General features: G+C 64.7%; 19 protein-coding genes. 7 read left to right on the forward strand and 12 right to left on the reverse strand.

The genetic code is table 11. The features are described from left to right. Positions 1 to 59: 59 nt before the first annotated feature. A complete protein-coding gene (locus ACLV74_RS13165) occupies positions 60 to 833 on the reverse strand; it encodes a GntR family transcriptional regulator (RefSeq protein ID WP_411879834.1) in 774 nt (257 codons plus the stop codon). A gap of 109 nt (positions 834 to 942) precedes the next feature. Here ACLV74_RS13165 and ACLV74_RS13170 point away from each other — a divergent pair, with 109 nt between their 5' ends. The 3 genes from ACLV74_RS13170 (at position 943) to ACLV74_RS13180 (ending at position 4241) form a co-directional block, all read left to right on the forward strand. Further along, entirely contained in the window at positions 943 to 2193 is a 1251-nt protein-coding gene (locus ACLV74_RS13170) for an iron-containing alcohol dehydrogenase (protein ID WP_411879835.1), read from the forward strand. Positions 2194 to 2258: 65 nt separating this feature from the next. Beyond that, positions 2259 to 3701 (forward strand): NAD-dependent succinate-semialdehyde dehydrogenase, encoded by a 1443-nt coding sequence (locus tag ACLV74_RS13175; protein ID WP_411879836.1) that lies wholly within the window; start codon positions 2259 to 2261, stop codon positions 3699 to 3701. 60 nt (positions 3702 to 3761) lie between these two features. Then, entirely contained in the window at positions 3762 to 4241 is a 480-nt protein-coding gene (locus ACLV74_RS13180) for a DUF1566 domain-containing protein (protein WP_411879837.1), read from the forward strand. A 12-nt stretch (positions 4242 to 4253) separates the two neighbouring features. Here ACLV74_RS13180 and ACLV74_RS13185 read toward each other — a convergent pair whose 3' ends face one another. After that, complete coding sequence (locus tag ACLV74_RS13185) at positions 4254 to 4625, reverse strand: nuclear transport factor 2 family protein (protein WP_411879838.1); 372 nt, start codon at positions 4623 to 4625, stop codon at positions 4254 to 4256. Between the two features lie 125 nt (positions 4626 to 4750). On the opposite strand from ACLV74_RS13185, the gene ACLV74_RS13190 reads away from it, so the two are divergent. After that, positions 4751 to 5209 (forward strand): MarR family winged helix-turn-helix transcriptional regulator, encoded by a 459-nt coding sequence (locus ACLV74_RS13190; RefSeq protein ID WP_411879839.1) that lies wholly within the window; start codon positions 4751 to 4753, stop codon positions 5207 to 5209. A 128-nt stretch (positions 5210 to 5337) separates the two neighbouring features. Here ACLV74_RS13190 and ACLV74_RS13195 read toward each other — a convergent pair whose 3' ends face one another. The 8 genes from ACLV74_RS13195 to mltG form a co-directional block, all read right to left on the reverse strand. Next, a complete protein-coding gene (locus ACLV74_RS13195) occupies positions 5338 to 5997 on the reverse strand; it encodes a hypothetical protein (RefSeq protein WP_411879840.1) in 660 nt (219 codons plus the stop codon). 254 nt (positions 5998 to 6251) lie between these two features. Further along, positions 6252 to 6941, reverse strand: coding sequence for a methyltransferase domain-containing protein (locus tag ACLV74_RS13200; RefSeq protein ID WP_411879841.1), 690 nt, complete (start codon positions 6939 to 6941; stop codon positions 6252 to 6254). Between the two features lie 113 nt (positions 6942 to 7054). Then, positions 7055 to 7726, reverse strand: a complete 672-nt coding sequence (locus ACLV74_RS13205; RefSeq protein ID WP_411879842.1) for an ankyrin repeat domain-containing protein — start codon at positions 7724 to 7726, stop codon at positions 7055 to 7057. Continuing rightward, positions 7723 to 8529, reverse strand: coding sequence for a TatD family hydrolase (locus ACLV74_RS13210; protein ID WP_411879843.1), 807 nt, complete (start codon positions 8527 to 8529; stop codon positions 7723 to 7725). Before ACLV74_RS13210 ends, ACLV74_RS13205 begins: the two co-directional genes overlap by 4 nt. Before the next feature lie 95 nt (positions 8530 to 8624). Continuing rightward, positions 8625 to 9005, reverse strand: coding sequence for a PilZ domain-containing protein (locus ACLV74_RS13215; protein ID WP_411879844.1), 381 nt, complete (start codon positions 9003 to 9005; stop codon positions 8625 to 8627). Positions 9006 to 9077: 72 nt separating this feature from the next. Beyond that, a complete protein-coding gene (locus ACLV74_RS13220) occupies positions 9078 to 10184 on the reverse strand; it encodes a DNA polymerase III subunit delta' (RefSeq protein WP_411879845.1) in 1107 nt (368 codons plus the stop codon). Next, on the reverse strand, positions 10181 to 10873 hold the full coding sequence (gene tmk, locus ACLV74_RS13225) for a dTMP kinase (protein WP_411879846.1): 693 nt from the start codon (positions 10871 to 10873) through the stop codon (positions 10181 to 10183). The genes ACLV74_RS13220 and tmk overlap by 4 nt, the downstream gene beginning before the upstream one ends. A 147-nt stretch (positions 10874 to 11020) precedes the next feature. After that, on the reverse strand, positions 11021 to 12028 hold the full coding sequence (gene mltG, locus ACLV74_RS13230) for an endolytic transglycosylase MltG (RefSeq protein WP_411879847.1): 1008 nt from the start codon (positions 12026 to 12028) through the stop codon (positions 11021 to 11023). Between the two features lie 85 nt (positions 12029 to 12113). Between mltG and ACLV74_RS13235 the strand changes: the two genes are divergently transcribed. Together ACLV74_RS13235 and ACLV74_RS13240 are read left to right on the forward strand one after the other, a co-directional pair. Further along, entirely contained in the window at positions 12114 to 13040 is a 927-nt protein-coding gene (locus ACLV74_RS13235) for a YgfZ/GcvT domain-containing protein (RefSeq protein ID WP_411879848.1), read from the forward strand. Further along, entirely contained in the window at positions 13040 to 13876 is an 837-nt protein-coding gene (locus tag ACLV74_RS13240) for an NRDE family protein (RefSeq protein WP_411879849.1), read from the forward strand. The genes ACLV74_RS13235 and ACLV74_RS13240 overlap by 1 nt, the downstream gene beginning before the upstream one ends. On the opposite strand, the gene ACLV74_RS13245 is transcribed toward ACLV74_RS13240, so the two are convergent. Both ACLV74_RS13245 and ACLV74_RS13250 read right to left on the reverse strand, forming a co-directional pair. Further along, positions 13863 to 14720, reverse strand: a complete 858-nt coding sequence (locus ACLV74_RS13245) for a YbgC/FadM family acyl-CoA thioesterase (protein ID WP_411879850.1) — start codon at positions 14718 to 14720, stop codon at positions 13863 to 13865. The genes ACLV74_RS13240 and ACLV74_RS13245 overlap by 14 nt on opposite strands. 22 nt (positions 14721 to 14742) lie before the next feature. After that, complete coding sequence (locus ACLV74_RS13250) at positions 14743 to 15705, reverse strand: alpha/beta hydrolase (protein WP_411879851.1); 963 nt, start codon at positions 15703 to 15705, stop codon at positions 14743 to 14745. 160 nt (positions 15706 to 15865) lie between these two features. On the opposite strand from ACLV74_RS13250, the gene ACLV74_RS13255 reads away from it, so the two are divergent. Next, positions 15866 to 17002 (forward strand): iron-containing alcohol dehydrogenase, encoded by a 1137-nt coding sequence (locus ACLV74_RS13255; RefSeq protein WP_411879852.1) that lies wholly within the window; start codon positions 15866 to 15868, stop codon positions 17000 to 17002. The last annotated feature ends 211 nt before the right edge of the window (positions 17003 to 17213 follow it).

Genomic DNA, 17213 nt, shown 5'->3' on the forward strand with positions numbered 1-17213 from the left:
CTCCTTATTAATAGTGGTTGCGCGGCCGGGGGATGGCCGGCCCTGTCAATCCCGGCTCGTCACGGCGTGCGCCTGGCGGCAATCTCCCTGCGCAAAGAGCCCGTATCGCCATAGGCTTCAAGCACGGGCGAGATCCGCTTGAACGACAGCTGGAGGTGCCGCTTCATGGCGGTGCGGGCGCGGTCGGCGTTGCCGGCGACCAGCGCGTCGAACAGCTCTTCGTGTTCCTTGATGGCTTCCTGCGTCACGCTGGAATGGAAAAGCACCCGGAACAGATGCATGTGCGTCTGCAGGCGGTCCAGCGTTTCGGCCATGAGCTGCCCGCCGCCGGACAGCGCGATCAGGCGGTGAAAGTGCGCATCCCAGTGCGCGAACTTGCCGTAGGCCAGCTTTTCATCGTCCATGGACGGCTCGTACATGTTGTTGACCAGGGCGCGCAGGTCTTCGCGCTCTTCGGCGCTGAGTTTTGCGGCAGCCTGCGCGGCGGCATGCGGCTCCAGCAGTTGGCGGAGCTGGAAGATCTCGCCGAAGCGCTGGGAAGAGGGGATGGCCGTGGCGCTGTAGCCGACCAGGTGCGTCTTGACGATCAGGCCTTCGGCTTCCAGCCGGATCAGCGCGGCGCGTATCGGCGTTTGGGATGCACCCAGTTCACGGGCCAATTTGTCGATGGAAATACGCGCGCCGGGCGGGACCTTGAGCGAGATCAGCCGCGCCAGCAGCACTTCATAAATGTCATCGCCGACGGAGCGCCGGGACCGCAGTTGCGGTTCCGCGTCGCCATCGCCAAAGGAGGGGATGGGGTCGGGATGGGGCAGGGGGCTTATCGAAGTCATGGCGTGGATTGTGAAGTCTGAAAATCAAATATCGTATCGGATTTACCCTAATAGATTGACGAATCAAATACGATACGATTTTTACAGGATCCATTTCAAGGAAAGTTTCATGTCTCTATCCATGCCGGCCAGCGCCGGGTTTTCGGGGTTTTCCGGGTTTTTGCGCTCGCCGCGTGCCATTCTTTTTGGCGGCGGCCAGCGCCACGCACTGGGCGCCGTCGCCCGCACACTCGGCACGCGTGCCTTGGTCTGCACGGACGAACGCCTGGCCGCCGATGCCATGTTCGGCGCGATGATCCAGAACCTGCAAACCTGCGGCCTTGAAACCATGGTCTATGACAAGACCCAGGCCGAGTTGCCGATGGCCGGCGTCCTGGAATGCGTTGAACGATCGCGGGCCTTCGCGCCGGACGTGGTGATAGGCATTGGCGGCGGCAGTTGCATGGACATGGCCAAGCTGGTGGGCCTGCTGCTGACGCACGGCGGCGACCTGTCGGACTACTACGGTGAGTTGAAGGTGCCGGGGCCGCTGATGCCGCTGATCGCGATCCCGACGACGTCCGGCACCGGTTCGGAAGTAACCGCAGTGGCAGTGGTGGCCGATGACCGGAAGGACATGAAGGTCGGCGTATCCAGCCCGCACCTGATTCCGCATACCGCCATCTGTGACCCGGAGTTGACCCGCAGCTGCCCGCCAGGGCTCACCGCGTGTTCGGGTGCGGACGCGCTGACACATGCGATCGAGGCCTTCACCGCCGTCCGCAGGGAAGCCGCGGCGGACCTGGCCACCGGGCGAGTGTTTGTGGGCAAGAACGCGCTGACCGACGTGCACGCGCTCACGGCCATAGGCCTGCTTGCGAAATACCTGCCCCGGGCGGTTGAAAACGGCGACGACACGCAGGCGAGGGCGGGCGTGATGATGGCGGCCCTGCATGCCGGCCTTGCATTCGGCACGGCCGGCACCGCGGCCGCCCATGCCATCCAGTACCCGGTGGGCGCATTGACGCACACCGCCCACGGTATCGGTGTGGCGGTGCTGATGCCCTATGTCATGGCCTTTAACCGGCCCGCCTGCACCGCCGAGTTTGCAAAGATCGCAAGCGCCATGGGCGTGGAAGGCCATGACGAGGAAAAACTCGCGGATGCGGCCATCGAGGCCGTGCGCGGCCTCTTGAGCCGCATCGGCATTCCCGCAACGCTGCAGGACATCGGCCTTTCCGGCGACGACCTGGCGCACGTGGCGGCGCAGTCCATGCTGGCGGCGCGGCTGGTCAACAACAACCCGCGCCCGCTGGATGAAGCCGCGATGGCCGCGATCACGCGGGCGGCGCATCAGGGCAGGCCGCCCGCACCGGTCTGAACCATTCGCTCATTCATTCACTCATGGCCTCCGCCAGACTTCCTTCAACAGACTCCCCACCACTCATGACACCACGTATTCCTCCCGTACAGCTTTTTATCGACGGCCAGTGGCGCAACGCCGGCGATGGCCGCCGCCTTCGGGTCATTGATCCGTCCACAGAAGCCTTGATCGCTGAAGTCGCCGATGCGGGCGTGCAGGACGGCCTCGATGCCGTCGCCGCCGCCAGCCGCGCCGCGCCGGCCTTCGCGCGCCTGCCTGCCCGCGAGCGCGCCGAGATGCTCAGGCGCTGCTTCGAACTCATGATCCGCGACAAGGAATACCTGGCGCAACTGATCTCGTTCGAAAACGGCAAGTCGCTCTCCGATGCGCGGGGCGAAGTTGCCTATGCGGCGGAGTTTTTCCGCTGGTTTTCCGAGGAGGCCGTGCGCCTGAACGGCCAGCTCGGCACGGCGCCCGGCGGCGCCAACCGCATCATGGTGCAGTACCAGCCCATAGGCGTTTCGGTGCTGGTCACGCCGTGGAACTTCCCCGCCGCGATGGCCACGCGCAAGATCGCGCCCGCGCTGGCGGCAGGCTGCACCTGTGTGCTCAAGCCAGCGGCCGAAACGCCTTTGACCGCCTTTGCCATGGCCGAACTGATGGCCGAAGCGGGCGTGCCGGACGGCGTGGTCAACGTGGTGACAACCTCCGAGCCCGGCCCGGTGATTGACGCGATGCTGGCGGACCCGCGCGTGCGCAAGCTGTCCTTCACCGGCTCGACCCAGGTCGGCCGCACCTTGCTGCGCAGCGCGGCAGGACAGGTGATTTCATGCTCGATGGAGCTGGGCGGCAACGCGCCTTTCCTGGTGTTTGACGACGCGGACATCGACGCCGCCATCGAAGGCGCGATGGTCGCCAAGATGCGCAACGGCGGTGAGGCCTGCACCGCGGCCAACCGTTTTTATGTGCAGCGCGGCATCTACGCCGGCTTCGCGGCCAGGCTGGCCGAGCGCATGGGCGCCATCCAGGTCGGCAACGGCCTGGACCCGGCCACCGGCTGCGGCCCGCTGATCACCCCCAAAGCGGTGAACAAAGTCAGCGACCTGGTCGACGACGCGGTCGCCCGCGGCGCGCGCGTGCTGGCCGGCGGCACGCGGCCCGGGCGCGGCGGCTACTTCTACATGCCGACGGTGCTGGCGGACGTGCCCCGGGATGCGAGGCTGCTGGGAGAGGAAATCTTTGGCCCGGTCGCTCCCCTGGTGGTGTTTGACACCGAGGCCGAAGCCATTGCGTTGGCCAACGACACCGAATACGGCCTGGTCGCCTATGTCTACACCCGGGACATGGCCAGGGGCCTGCGCGTCAGCATGCAGATTGAAAGCGGCATGGTGGCGCTCAACCGGGGCCTGGTGTCCGACCCGGCCGCCCCCTTCGGCGGCGTGAAGCAAAGCGGCCTGGGCCGGGAGGGCGCGCACGAGGGAATCCTGGAATTCTCCGAGGCCAAATACATCGCCACCAACTGGTGAGAGATTTGCACCATTGACCATTTCGGCACGGCCGGATCGACTACCTCTGGAGGGCTTGTCATGAAAACGCTTTTGTTCCTGGTGCTTGCAATGGGGTTTCATCTGACCGCCGGCGCGCAGGGCCGCTACCAGGTGTCCGGTGACGGCATGGAAGTCGTGGACAGCAAGACAAACCTGGTCTGGTCACGGTGCGCGGTCGGCATGGAATACAAGAACAACCGCTGCACCGGAACGATAGAACCACTGACGCACCAGCTCGCCGTGTTGCGTGCGGCCCAGGTCAACGCCGCGACAGGAAAGCCCTGGCGCCTGCCCACCGTGAAGGAACTGCTTTCCATCGCATCTCTCACGCTGGCCGACGTCACCGCCAACACGGCGGCGATAGACCCGAAAGCCTTCCCGGACACACCGCCAGGCAGGTTCTGGTCCTCAACCCCCGCGGGAGCGCATTACTTTCTGCGTGTGGATTTCGTGGATGGCACGGCCGGTGAATCCACGAGCTCTTCGCCGACGGCGATTCGCCTGGTGCGGAATCCCTGAGGCCGGCGGACCTCAGAAGTCTTGGATATCGAAGCGGGCGACTTGACCCTGGCGAAATTGAAACAGGTGCCCGACCAGCTTGTCCTTCAGCCCATGTGCCTGGTCCTGCAGCGGGCGGCCTTCGAGATCGCGGATGGACTGTTGAACCTTCACGAGGACCGAGGCGTCCTCAGCCGTATCGAAACTCACGGGATCGACGCGCGGGCTCACGACGGCCCATTGGCGTGTCCAATAGTCCCGGACAGCCTCACGGCCATGGACATGCCCGCCGTCCATCCCATTGGCCCAGGCGACGTCGTCGGTGAGGGCGGCCAGGACGCCGTCTATATCCCTTGCATTGAAGCGCTCGTACATGCGTTTGAGAATTTCCACGTTTTCGGTCATTTGAGTTCCTTCTTTCGGTAGGGTGCAGGCTCCGGCATGCAGCGACTGCTTGCGAGGCAGGGTGATTTCTGATTAATATAGGTAACTATATAAAACAATAGGCGCCTATGCAAGTAGAGAAATCCATGCACGAAGTGCTGTCTTCACCCGGGCATCTGATCAGCCTGGCGGCACGTGGGTTTGCACGGCTGAGCGAAGCCCGTCTCAAGCCTTTGGGCTTTGGAGTCGGCCATCTGCCGGTTTTGATTGCGCTGGAGGACTGGCCGGCAGCATCGCAGCGTGACCTGGCACGCTTCGCCCGCATCGAGCAGCCTTCAATGGCGCAAATGCTGGCCCGCATGGAGCGGGACGGCTTGATCCTCCGCACGCCTGACCCGAATGACGGGCGCAGCAGTCAGATCGCATTGACGGACACTGCGCGCCAACGCCTGCCGGAGGCTTGCGCGACCCTATTCCAGGGCAACCGCGACGCCCTGAACGGCTTCACGGAAGATGAAGCCACCCAGTTTGTCGCTTTTCTCACCCGGCTGATTGCAAACCTTGACCGCACGGCAGGCGCGGAGGGGACGGCTGGCGACGCTTGAGCGCCGCCAGGATTTCATCGTATTGGATGGCTGCGTGATCGGTGCGCCGGAAGGGGGCGAAAGGTACGAGAGGCGCTCAGCAGGAGGCGTGTGTGCCGCAGTATTCGGCCCATTCAGGTGATGCCCGCTCACTCGAAGAACACGGTGCAGGCCGACCAGTTCACCACTTCCGGGGAGGAGGAGGCCGGCGCAAGCGCGCCGACCAGCGAAGTCAAATGCAATACAGGCCACTTCGAGCCGGGAAGTGCTTGCCCCTGCACCTTGGTCACCCGCATCAATCGCTTGCCGGGGTCGTCGCCCACGGTCGTTTCGTTGTAGTCCAGGCGGCCAACTGCGCGGGAATCCGACGGCGGGACTGCCGGGCGCCGGAGTTGCCGAGGCATGCTCATGTCAGGGCCTGCAGAGTAGCTGGACAAGCGTGTGTGTTCCAGAAGATGTCCGGCGAGGCGCAGATCGCCAGGCTCGCGTACCAGCGGCCTGGAATCCACAAGCCAGAGGTCCTTGGGCGCATCGCGCAGGCCGTTGGTCGGGGAGTTCGGCGAGGCCGCGTGCAGCCTGAACACGCCCTGTGCCTTTCCGGCATAACTCACGGTAAAGGGCATGCGGCGGATCGTGACCGACGCCCCGTTGGACTCCACAAGACGGTCGTTCTGGCTGAACTGAAGATCACCGCAGCGCGTGTTGGCCGGCGTGTGGCCATCAGAGGCGCAACCGGCAAGGAGCACCGCGCAGACAGCCACCAGGCTCGCCGTTTTATAAGGCTGCTTTGACAAGCTGGATGCTTCCACGACTTTGCTCCAAATGTTAGTTAACATAATATACATCGTGGAATATTGAGCGAGAGTCTCGCAAGGTGCCCCAGTACCTCGCTGACCGTCTTGAACAGGCCCGGCACGTCCGAGCGTGCTGGCTGACCTGGGCCTCAAACACCCCGATGCGGAGCAACTGCTGCACATCTCGCTGAGGACTTGACAGAACTGACTCCCATGGTGTCCTGGCCGCAAGCAAGCTGCGCTTTGAGCGGGTTGCCGGCCATTACAGATCAGGTGCTCAGGATCTGATTGATGGATTGAACGATGGCGGCAAGCTTTGTATGGGCAGCCTGGTCCTCGGACGGCTGGACATAGTTCCTGATCTCTTCCGAGTTATACAGGCGGCCGTTGGTAATTGCCGGCAGCGCATCTTGCATGCGATCGCGATACCTGGATTCATGGCGTTCGTCTTTCACGAATACTGCGATGAAATCATTCCAGATGTCTTGTTGTTTGCCGCCTATAAATGACTCCAGCAGTGCGCAGCTGTAGCCGCTTCTTTTTCCCCAGTTCTGCAGGGCCACGCCGCTATCGGGGTAAAAGCGCCAGCAATCCACCGGATATCGGTGGAACGCCCCGTTGGACGGTACGTTGATAAAGAGCAGCCCGGTGGGTTTGAGGATTCTTAAAGCTTCGTTGAATAAAAGCCAAAAAAATTCCGAATGCTCGAAGCAGGAGGAACTCACCACCACGTCCACCGATTCATTTTCAAAAGGCAAAGAATAAGGATCCGTGATGACCACATCAACGCCTTTGGCATTCTCAAAATCCACGCCTACGTATTTGTTGTCTGGCGGAGCGACCGATCTCAGGCTTCCGTTCACGTCTTGTGAACCGATGTCCACAATGGTCAGGTTTGTCGAATACCTCAGATAGGTGTTAAAGAACGCGGCCCCGTGCTCCATGGCGGTATCGTGCATTTTTTTCCTTTGCCTTATGTTGAGCGGCGCCTGAAACGGCGCTCCTTTTACCTGCAGTTTAATGACCGGGTTTTACAAAACTGTCCGGGCTTTCTTTTTCTTGCGAGCGGCGATCACCATTGCCCAGCCGGCTTTTTGCCCCTGACGGCCGCGGCCAGCAATTCCACCGCGTCCGGCCGGCTGGCGCGTTCGGCGAACTCCAGGGCTGTCAGGCCTTGCTGGTTCTTGAGCTGCGGGTCGGCGCCTTCCTGCAGCAGCAGCTTGACGGCCGCGGGGGTGCCGTACATGGCGGCCATCATCAGGGGCGTCGTGCCGTTCGGGGATTCGGCATCGATATAGGCATGCTGCTCCAGCAGCAGGCTGATGATGGCCAGGTGGCCCTTGGTGGCCGCGTAGTGCAGCGGCGTCCAGCCGGTCTTGTTGACGTCGGCGCCCTTCTTGATGAGTTTTTCTGCCAAGTCCTGCTGGTCCGTGAGCGCGGCCAGCATGAGGGCGCTTTCGCCCTTGCTGTTAAGCCGGTTGACGTCGGTCTTGGGCCAGTCGATCAGCACTTGGGCGACTCTGGGGGACGGTTCGCGCAGGGCGATGAAGAGGCCCGTCTGGCCGTTGGGGTCCACGGTGTTGGGGTCAAACCCGCGCCGCAGCAGGTTCTGGATGGGGTTCGGCGTGTCTTGCTTCACGGCCATGAAGAAGTCTTCATACGAGCCGGCGCTTGCCACAGAAACTCCAACAATAACAACCAGGTAAATTGCTGTCTTAAAGTGATGGATGAGGTTTTTCGTCATGCTTTGACCCCACTGAAAAGCTGTTCGAAGTTGCGGCTGGTGGCCTCGGCAATGACCTCGAGCGGTTTCTGGGTCAGCTCGGCGATCTGTTTGGCGACGAAGGGCACATAAGACGGGTTGTTGGTTTTGCCGCGGTAAGGCATGGGCGCCAGGTAGGGGCTGTCGGTTTCTATCAGCATGCGGTCCAGCGGCACGAACTGGGCCACTTCGCGCAAATCGGCCGCGTTCTTGAAAGTCAGGATGCCGGAAAACGAGATGTAAAAACCCAGGTCCAGGGCCGCGCGGGCCACGGCCAGGGTTTCGGTGAAGCAGTGAAAAACGCCGGTGGCGGCGCCGGCCTGCCCCCCACTTCCCATGTTGCCGCCCTCCTCCTTGAGGATGGCAATCGTGTCGTCGGAGGCGCTGCGGGTGTGGATGACCAGCGGCTTGGCGGTCTGGCGCGCCGCGCGTATGTGCACCCGGAAGCGCTCGCGCTGCCATTCCATGTCGGCCACCGTGCGCTCGCCCAGGCGGTAGTAATCGAGCCCGGTTTCGCCTATGCCGACCACCTTGGGCAGCGCCGCGCGCGTCAGCAGGTCTTCCAGGCTGGGTTCCTGGACGTCCTCGTTGTCGGGGTGCACGCCCACGGTGGCCCAGAAATTGTCATAGCGGGTGGCCAGCCCGTGGACGGTCTCGAACTCTTCGAGCGTGGTGCAGATGCACAGCGCCCGGTCGACCTGGGCGTCCTGCATGGCCTGGCGGATCTGCGGCAGCTGGGCCTGGAGCTCGGGAAAGCTTAAGTGGCAGTGGGAATCGGTGAACATGGCGCAAGGGCTCTGGATGGGGATGCCGCTGCCGCTCTATATCTATGAGGGTGCAGGAAGCATAAAGGGGGCGGCCAGCGCAGCCGCCGGTTCGCTTAAATCGTCTGCGTGGGCCGGTCGGAGGCCAGGTGCGCGCCGAGGATTTCCTCGATCTTGAGCTTGAGCAGGCGGGATTTTTCGTCGGCCGGAAAGCGCACGCCGACACCCTGGGTGCGGTTGCCTGCCGCCCTGCCGGGCGTGACCCAGGCGACCTTGCCGGCGACCGGGTAGCGCTGCGTGTCTTCGGGTAGCGTCAGAAGCACGTAGACGTCGTCGCCGAGCTTGTAATCGCGTGCCGTGGGGATAAAAACGCCGCCTTCCTTGAACAGCGGGATGTAGGCGGCGTAGAGCGCGGCTTTTTCCTTGATGGCCAGCTGGACGACGCTGGGTCGCGCGCCGGCGGCTGCGGGGGTACTGGCGGGTGGAGGTGTACTCATGGCCTTAGTTTATCGGTTTGAGGACGACGGCGCCCGCAATTGCTGCACATTGCGGCACAAAAATCGGCCTGCTTATTGGGTGTTGAGCGCCAGCCGGGCGCGGCTGACCAGAGATTCCAGCATCAGGCCGGGGTTGTAGGGGTGCTCCACGGTGCGGGCGGCGGTGGCCAGTTCGCGGGACCAGGCGGCCAGCGCATACAAGCCGCCTCCGGCCTTGCCGGCCCGGCTGGGCTGTGGCGCGGGAAGGTCGCCGGCGCTGAAAAACCGCGGCGCGGCGCCCATGCGCACGGCCAGCACGTCGTGGCAAAGCTTTTGCAGGGCGTCGAGCGCCTGCGCGGGCGCCCAGTCCGACAAGGCGCTGACGTCGCCGCGCGCCATGGCTTTGGGCAGGGCCTGCCAATGCAGGGCGGCTTCGCCCGGCGGGCTGCTTTGGGCCCAGGCCAACGCGTCGGCCGGGCGGCCGCCCGCGGCGACCAGCAGGGTTTGCAGGTCGGCGGGCTTGGGCACCGGGGCGGTTTTTTTGCCGGTGGCGGCGCCCTCGCCGGCGTTGGAGATCTCTTGCTGCAGCCAGCCCAGCGCCAGTTCAAAGTCCGGCCAGACCATGGTGTGGCCCAGGCAGCGGCTGCGTATGGTGGGCAGCAGCTGGTGCGCCGCCTCGGTGGCCAGGATGAACTTCACCGCGCCGGGCGGTTCTTCGAGCGTCTTGAGCAAAGTGTTGGCCGTGACGTTGTTCATGCGCTCGGCCGGGAACACCAGCACGACTTTTGTCGTGCCGCGCGAACGCGTGAACTGGGTGAAGGACACGGCTTCGCGCGCGGCGTCGACCTTGATTTCCTTGCTGGGCTTGCGTTTTTTGGCGTCGAGCTCGTCCTGGGTTTTTTCGTCCAGCGGCCAGCCGAGCGACAGCGACAGGGTTTCGGGCATCAGCATGCAGAGGTCGGCATGCGTGTGCACGTCCACCGCATGGCAGCTGCCGCAATGGCCGCAAGCGCCCTGGGGCGTGGCCTCTTCACAAAGCCAGGCCCGGGCCAGCGCCAGCGCGAGTTCGAACTGCCCCAGGCCGGAAGGCCCGCTCAGCAGCCAGGCATGGCCGCGCTGGACCAGCAGGCTTTCCAGCTGGGTTTGCAGCCAGGGCGCCAGCGGCGGGTTATTCGATTCGGTATCGTTGATGTCGCTCATGGCAGCCAGCCTTTGGCCTCGAACACCTGGCGCACCGCCTGCCAGACCTCGTCGCGGGATTTGGCGGCGTCTATGCGGGCGAAACGTTCGGGGTGGTTTTTCTGCCGGTCGGCATAACCCTGCGCCACACGGCGGAAGAATTCCAGCGGTTGCGCCTCGAACTTGTCGGGCACGCGCGCGCCGGCCAGGCGCAAGGAGGCTTCCTCGGGCGCCAGGTCGAACCAGACGGTCAGGTGCGGCTCGATCACGGTTTCGACTTCAGGCTTCATCGGCGAATTGCCGGCCGGGTCGCCCAGCAGGCCTTCGTCGGACTGCACCCATTGCTCCAGCGTGGCCAGCAGATTCAGGTCAAACCCGCGCCCCGCGCCCTGGTAGGCAAAAGTGGCGTCGGTGAAACGGTCGCACAGCACCACGTCGCCGCGCCGCAGCGCCGGGGCGATCACGTTGACGATGTGGTCGCGCCGGGCGGCGAAGATCAGCAAGGCCTCGGTCAGCGGATCCATGGCGTCGTTGAGCACCATGGCGCGCAGCTTCTCGGCCAGCGGCGTGCCGCCGGGCTCGCGCGTCAGCGTCACTGCCCTGCCCCCGGCCTTGAAGGCCTCGGCCAGGCCGGCGATGTGCGTGGACTTGCCGGCGCCGTCTATGCCTTCGAAGCTGATAAAGAGGCCGCTCAGAGGTCTATTGCTCATGATCTCTTTCGCTCAAATGCCCGGCCGAAGTTGTGCTGCAAGCAGGGGCCGCGGAACCGGCTTTGCCGGGCCGCAGGCGCAGCGCCCCCTCGGGGGGCAGCGTATTACACGAAGTCGAAGACGCAGTGAAAAGCGTGGGGGCCATATTTACTGACCCCGGATGTATTTGTTCACGGCGCGGTTGTGCTCGTCGAGGCTGCTGCTGAAATGGCTGCTGCCATCGCCGCGCGCCACAAAGTAGATCGCTTTGGTGGGCGCCGGCTGCACCGCGGCCAGCAAGGCGGCGCGGCCCGGCATGGCAATCGGTGTGGGCGGCAGGCCGGCGCGGGTGTAGGTGTTGTAAGGGGTGTCGGTAAGCAGGTCGCGCTTGCGCAGGTTGCCGTCGAATTTATCGCCAAGGCCGTAGATCACGGTCGGGTCGGTCTGCAGCAGCATGCCCTGGCGCAGCCGGTTGGTGAAAACGCCGCCTATCTGCGCCCGGTCCGAGGGCTTTCCGGTTTCTTTTTCGACGATGCTGGCCAGGATCAGGGCTTCGTCAGGCGTCTTGAGCGGGGTGTCCGGGTTGCGCAGGGCCCAGGCGGCGTCCAGGCGCTTGTCCATGGCCCGCGCCGCGCGCTTGAGCACGGCCAGGTCGCTGGAGCCCTTGGCGTAGGTATAGGTGTCGGGGAAGAAGCGGCCCTCGGGGTGCACGCCGGGCTTGCCCAGCTTTTGCATGATGGCTTCGGGCGCCATGCCCAGCGTGTCGGGCGACAGCTGCTCGGCTTTTTGCAGCGCCGCGCGCACCTGGTTGAAGTTCCAGCCTTCGACCAGTGTGACGCTTTTGAGGGCTTGATCACCCCGCACCAGCATGCTGAGCAGCTTTTGCGGCGTGGTGCCTGGCGCCAGCTCATAGCTGCCGGCCTTGATCAGCCGACCCTGACCCGAAAAGCGGAACCAGGCATGGAGAAAAATCGCCGGCACATCGGCGCCGCTGGCCACGATGACCTCGGCCACGCCGCTGGCGGGCGTGCCGGGCTCGATTTCCAGGTCCACCACCTGGCTGCCGGGCGTCAGGCGCAGCGGAATCGGCTCGTGCAGCCACCATAATCCCGCACCGAACAACAGCAGGGCGCCGGTAAATACCAGTATCAACAGACTTGTAAAGACACGACGCACAACCCAGCTACCTTTTCTGTACAGAACGCAAAAGCTCAGGCCTATGATAATTCAGCCCATCTCCCCACAGACTGTGAAGACTTCCATGACCCTCCCCTCGATCTCCGGCACCACCGAACTGACGCACCTGGGCGTGATCCGCGCAACCGGCGACGATGCCGTCACTTTCCTGCAGGGGCAACTGACGCAAGACATGGCGCTGATGGGCAACAACGAAGCGCGCCTGGCGGCTTTTTGCAATGCCAAGGGCCGCATGCAGGCCAGCTTTGTGGTTTTCAAACACGGCGTGGACGTACTGCTGGTCTGCAACCGCGACATCCTGCCGGCCACGCTCAAGCGGCTTTCCATGTTTGTGCTGCGCGCCAAGGCCAAGCTCAGTGACGCCAGCTCGGAATTTTCCCTGTACGGCGTGGCCGGCGCCGCCGTGTCACAGGTCGCGGGCCGTGACGGAGCCCTCTGGGAAAAGGTCGATCTTGGCGACGCCAGCCTGGTGTTCCTGCACCCCGGCGCCGGCCAGGCGCGCGCGCTGTGGTGCGCGCCGGCAAGCTCGCCCGCGCCCCAAGCCTCGTCCATCAGCCTGGCCGACTGGCAGTGGCTGGGCGTGCAATCCGGCATCGCGATGATCACCCAGCCCATTTTCGAGGCCTTTGTGCCGCAGATGCTCAATTACGAGTCCGTGGGCGGCGTGAACTTCAAGAAAGGCTGCTACCCCGGCCAGGAAATCGTGGCGCGCAGCCAGTTCCGCGGCACGCTCAAACGGCGTGCCTACGTGGCCCACACCGCCGGCATGCCGTCGGTCGGGCAAGAGGTGTTTCATGCTTCGGATGCCGGCCAGCCTTGCGGCCTTGTCGCGGCGGCGGCGCCCAATCCCGTCGGAGGCTTTGACGCCATCGTGTCCATGCAGACCTCCGCCGCGGCCGATGCCGAAGGCGGCCGCCTCACCCTGGGAAGCGCCTCGGGCGCAGCCCTGAGCCTGCTTCCCCTGCCCTACGCGCTGCTCGAAGACATCTGATGTGCCTGGTTGCGTTTGCCATCGGCGCCTCCACTCGCCGGCCGCTGGTGATCGCGGCAAACCGCGATGAATTCCTGGAGCGGCCCACGTTGCCGCTCGCGCGCTGGAAAACCGCCTCGGGCCAGGAAATCCTCTCCGGCCGCGACCTGCGCGCCGGCGGCACCTGGCTGGGTATCACACCTGGCGGCCGCGTCGCCTTCCTGACCAATGTGCGGCAAGCCACATCTGAAGCCGCGCCGCGTTCGCGCGGGGAACTGGTCACGCGCTGGTTGACAAGCGACGCCGACGCGGCGGGTTTTGTGGCAGGGCTTGAAGAAAACGGTGCGGCCTTTGGCGGCTTTAACCTGGTGCTGGGCGACCTGCGGCAAAAGGCCTGGACCTGGGTGACCAATAAATACGCCGGCGCGCCGGTTTTGCATGCCCAGGCGTTGGCGCCCGGCCTCTATGGACTCTCCAACGCCGGGCTCGACACACCTTGGCCCAAAACGGTAGAGCTGAAGCGGGTGTTGTCGGCGGCGCTGCAATCGGGCGATGGGGCGGCGGGCGACGAAAGCCTGCAAGCGCTGCTGTGGACCGCGCTGGGCAACCGGCAGCGCGCCTTGCCCGCCGACCTGCCGCACACCGGCGTACCGGCCGACCTGGAAGAAGCGCTCTCAAGCGCATTTGTCGAAGTGCCGGGACGCGCTTACGGCACGCGTTGCAGCACCGTGCTGCTGGCCACGGCTTCGGGCCGTGACTGGGACATCCGGCTGGAAGAACGCACGCATGGGCGCGGCGCCATTGCGGGCGCAGCGGGGCCAATCCATCGCGAGCAATTGAGCTTCAGGGCGCCTTGACCATCTCGATGTGCGGGATGCCGACTTCCTCAAACGGCTCGCCGCGCGGCGCAAACCCGAGGCGCTGGTAGAAACCTTCCGCGCTGCGCTGGGCATGCAGCATGACTTCACGGTCGCCGCGCTCGCGCGCCGCGCCCATCAGCGTGTGCAGGATGTCCGCGCCTACGCGTGAACCCCGCAGCGCGCGGTGCACCGCCATGCGGCCTATCTTGCCCATGCCGTCCGCATGGCGCACCAGCCGCCCCGTCGCAATCCCCTGCCCCAGCCCGTTGTAGGCCACGGCATGCAGGGCCGTGTTGTCGGCCTCGTCCCATACCATCTGCATGGGAATGCGCTGCTCCTCCACAAACACGGCGGTGCGAACCTTGCCGGCATCGGTGCCCAGCGCGGCCCAGTCGCCGGCCTTGATGTGCAGCATGGGCTCGCCGGCTTCATAGCCCGTCAGCACCCGGCGCAGCGCATCGGGCACCGGCCTGGAGGTCTGCGAGGCCGGGTCGGCAAACACATAGACCAGTTCGCAGGTGATCAGCAGTTCATCCCCGCGAAAGATCGCGCCCGCAAAGGTCATCGACGACGTGCCGATGCGCGCGCACTTGAGCGCCACGTCCAGCCTGTCGTCAAAACGCGCCGAGCCGTGGTATTCCACGCCGGCTTTCTTGACGTACAGGTCGCCGCCCAGTTGCACCATGGTTTCTTCATACGGCAAGGCCAGCGCGCGCCAGTAGTCGGTGATGGCCGTGTCGAAGTACATCAGGTAGTGCGCGTTGAAGACGATTTTTTGCATGTCCACCTCGGCCCAGCGCACGCGCAGGCGGTGGAAAAAGCGGAAGTCCTGTCGTTTCATGGGTGTTGCTGTCGTTGTGGGGTTAATCGAGGCCGAAGGCGCCGCGCAAGGCCTGGGCCGCATCGGCATGGGCGCGCCTGGCCTCGGGAATGATGCGGCCCATCTTGATGAACTCGTGCGTGACGCCGCGGTAAATCTCCAGGTCCACCGCCACGCCGGCCATGCGCAGCTTGTCGGCATACATCACGCCTTCATCGACCAGCGGGTCGCATTCGGCCAGGCCCAGCCAGGCCGGCGCCACGCCTTCCACGTCGGGCGCATTGAGTGGCGCGAAGCGCCAGTCGTCGCGGTCCGCCGCGCTGCGCACGTACTGGCTGAAGAACCATGTGATGTCGGCCTCGTCCAGCACAAAACCCTGGGCGAAGGTTTTGTGCGAAGGTGTGTCCTGGTGGGCGGCGCAGCCCGGGTAGATCAGCAGCTGCAGGGCCAGCGGCAGGCCGGCGTCACGCGCCAGCACCGCGCACATGGCGGCCAGCGTGCCGCCGGCGCTGTCGCCGCCCACGGCGATGCGCGAGGCATCCAGTCCCTGCGCAGCCGCATTGCCGGCCACCCACTGCAGCGCGTCCCAGGCATCGTTGGCCGCCGTCGGAAACTTGTGCGCCGGCGCCAGCCGGTAGTCCAGCGACACCACGGCGATGCCGGCCAGCAGGCTGAGCTGGCGGCACAGGATGTCGTGCGTGGCGATGCTGCCCACCGTGAAGCCGCCGCCGTGAAAGAACAGCAGCACCGGCAGCGCACCGGCCGACGGCGCATACAGCCGCGCGCCCAGCAACTGGCCGTCGCGCGCGGGAATCTGCAAATCCTTCACGCGCTGCAGCGCGGGTTTGGGAATTTCCAGCACGCCGGCGCCGGCCTCGTAGGCGGCGCGGGCCTGCTCCGCTGTCAGGGTGTGGAACGGCGGGCGCCTGGCGCGGGCGATGCGGCTGAGCACATCGCGCATGGCATGGGTCAGCAAGGAATGCGGATCGGGCAAATGGGTCGGCATCAGGGGATGGTCTGGACGGCGGCGCGAAGGCCGCTATCGCGCAGGTGACGGAAATCGGGGTTGGCGGGCGGGGGATTCGGGCGGGCGGCCTTGAAAGCCATTAAAGTCAGAGCAGGAACCCGCATAGCCCCACATCGTACAACGCAGAAAGACAGCCCGCATGGCCTTCATTTACTACGTGACCCAGGTCCAGTTCGAGTTCGGCGCCGTGAAGCTGCTCAAGCAGGAGTGCGAGCGCGTGGGCATCACCCGACCGCTCATCGTGACCGACCCCGGCGTCAAGGCGGCCGGCGTTTTGCAAAAGGCGCTGGACGCCCTGCCAGGCATGACGGTCACGGTGTTCGACCAGACGCCCTCCAACCCGACCGAGGCCGCCGTGCGCGCCGCCGCGGAACTGTACAAGGCCAGCGGCTGCGACGGCCTGATCGCCGTGGGCGGCGGCTCGGCGATCGACTGCGCCAAGGGCGTGGCCATCGCCGCCACGCACGAAGGGCCGCTCACCACCTACGCCACCATTGAAGGCGGCTCGCTCAAAATCACCGACCGCGCCGCGCCGCTGATTGCCGTGCCCACCACCAGCGGCACTGGCAGCGAAGTTGCGCGCGGCGCCATCCTCATCGTGGACGACCACCGCAAGCTGGGGTTTCATTCATGGCACCTGGTGCCCAAAACCGCCATCTGCGACCCCGAACTCACGCTGGGCCTGCCCGCCAAATTGACGGCCGCCACCGGCATGGACGCCATCGCGCATTGCATGGAAACCTTTATGTCGGCGGCCTTCAACCCGCCGGCCGACGGCATCGCGCTGGACGGCCTTGAACGCGGCTGGGCCCACATCGAACGCGCCACCCGCGACGGCAGCGACCGCGACGCGCGTTTCAATTTGATGAGCGCCTCCATGCAAGGCGCCATGGCCTTCCAGAAAGGCCTGGGCTGCGTGCACAGCCTGAGCCACAGCCTGGGCGGCGTGGACCCGCGCCTGCACCACGGCACGCTGAACGCGATGTTCCTGCCGGCGGTGGTGCGCTTTAACGCCGAGGCCGAATCGGTGCAAAAAGACAAGCGCCTGGACCGCATGGCCCGCGCCATGGGCCTGGCTTCAGGCGGCGACATCGCGGAGGCGATCCGCGACATGAATGCCCGGCTGGGCTTGCCGACCGGCCTGGCCGCGATGGGTGTTCAGCGGGAGCAGTTCGGCCAGATCATCACCGGCGCGCTGGCCGACCATTGCCACAAGACGAATCCGCGCATCGCCAGCGCGGGGGAATACGAAGAGATGCTGGCCGCGTCGCTTTGACGTTGATTGAGTCGCCGGAGAAGTAACTAAATTGAATCTGATCCCGTTATGGGAATGAACCACTGTTGAATTCCGCTGAAGTCTGACCCGAGTTTTCCATCGAATATTGACCCACACTCTTTGTGAGCAGAAGGTGCTCACGATGTGGATAAGTTCTTGGTTTTCTCCTTTTTGGGCTGAGTCTGTGTGGATCTGCCTCAAAGTGCGCCGC

The sequence above is a fragment of the Polaromonas sp. YR568 genome (assembly GCF_943369415.1).
Classification (GTDB): Bacteria; Pseudomonadota; Gammaproteobacteria; order Burkholderiales; family Burkholderiaceae_C; genus Polaromonas.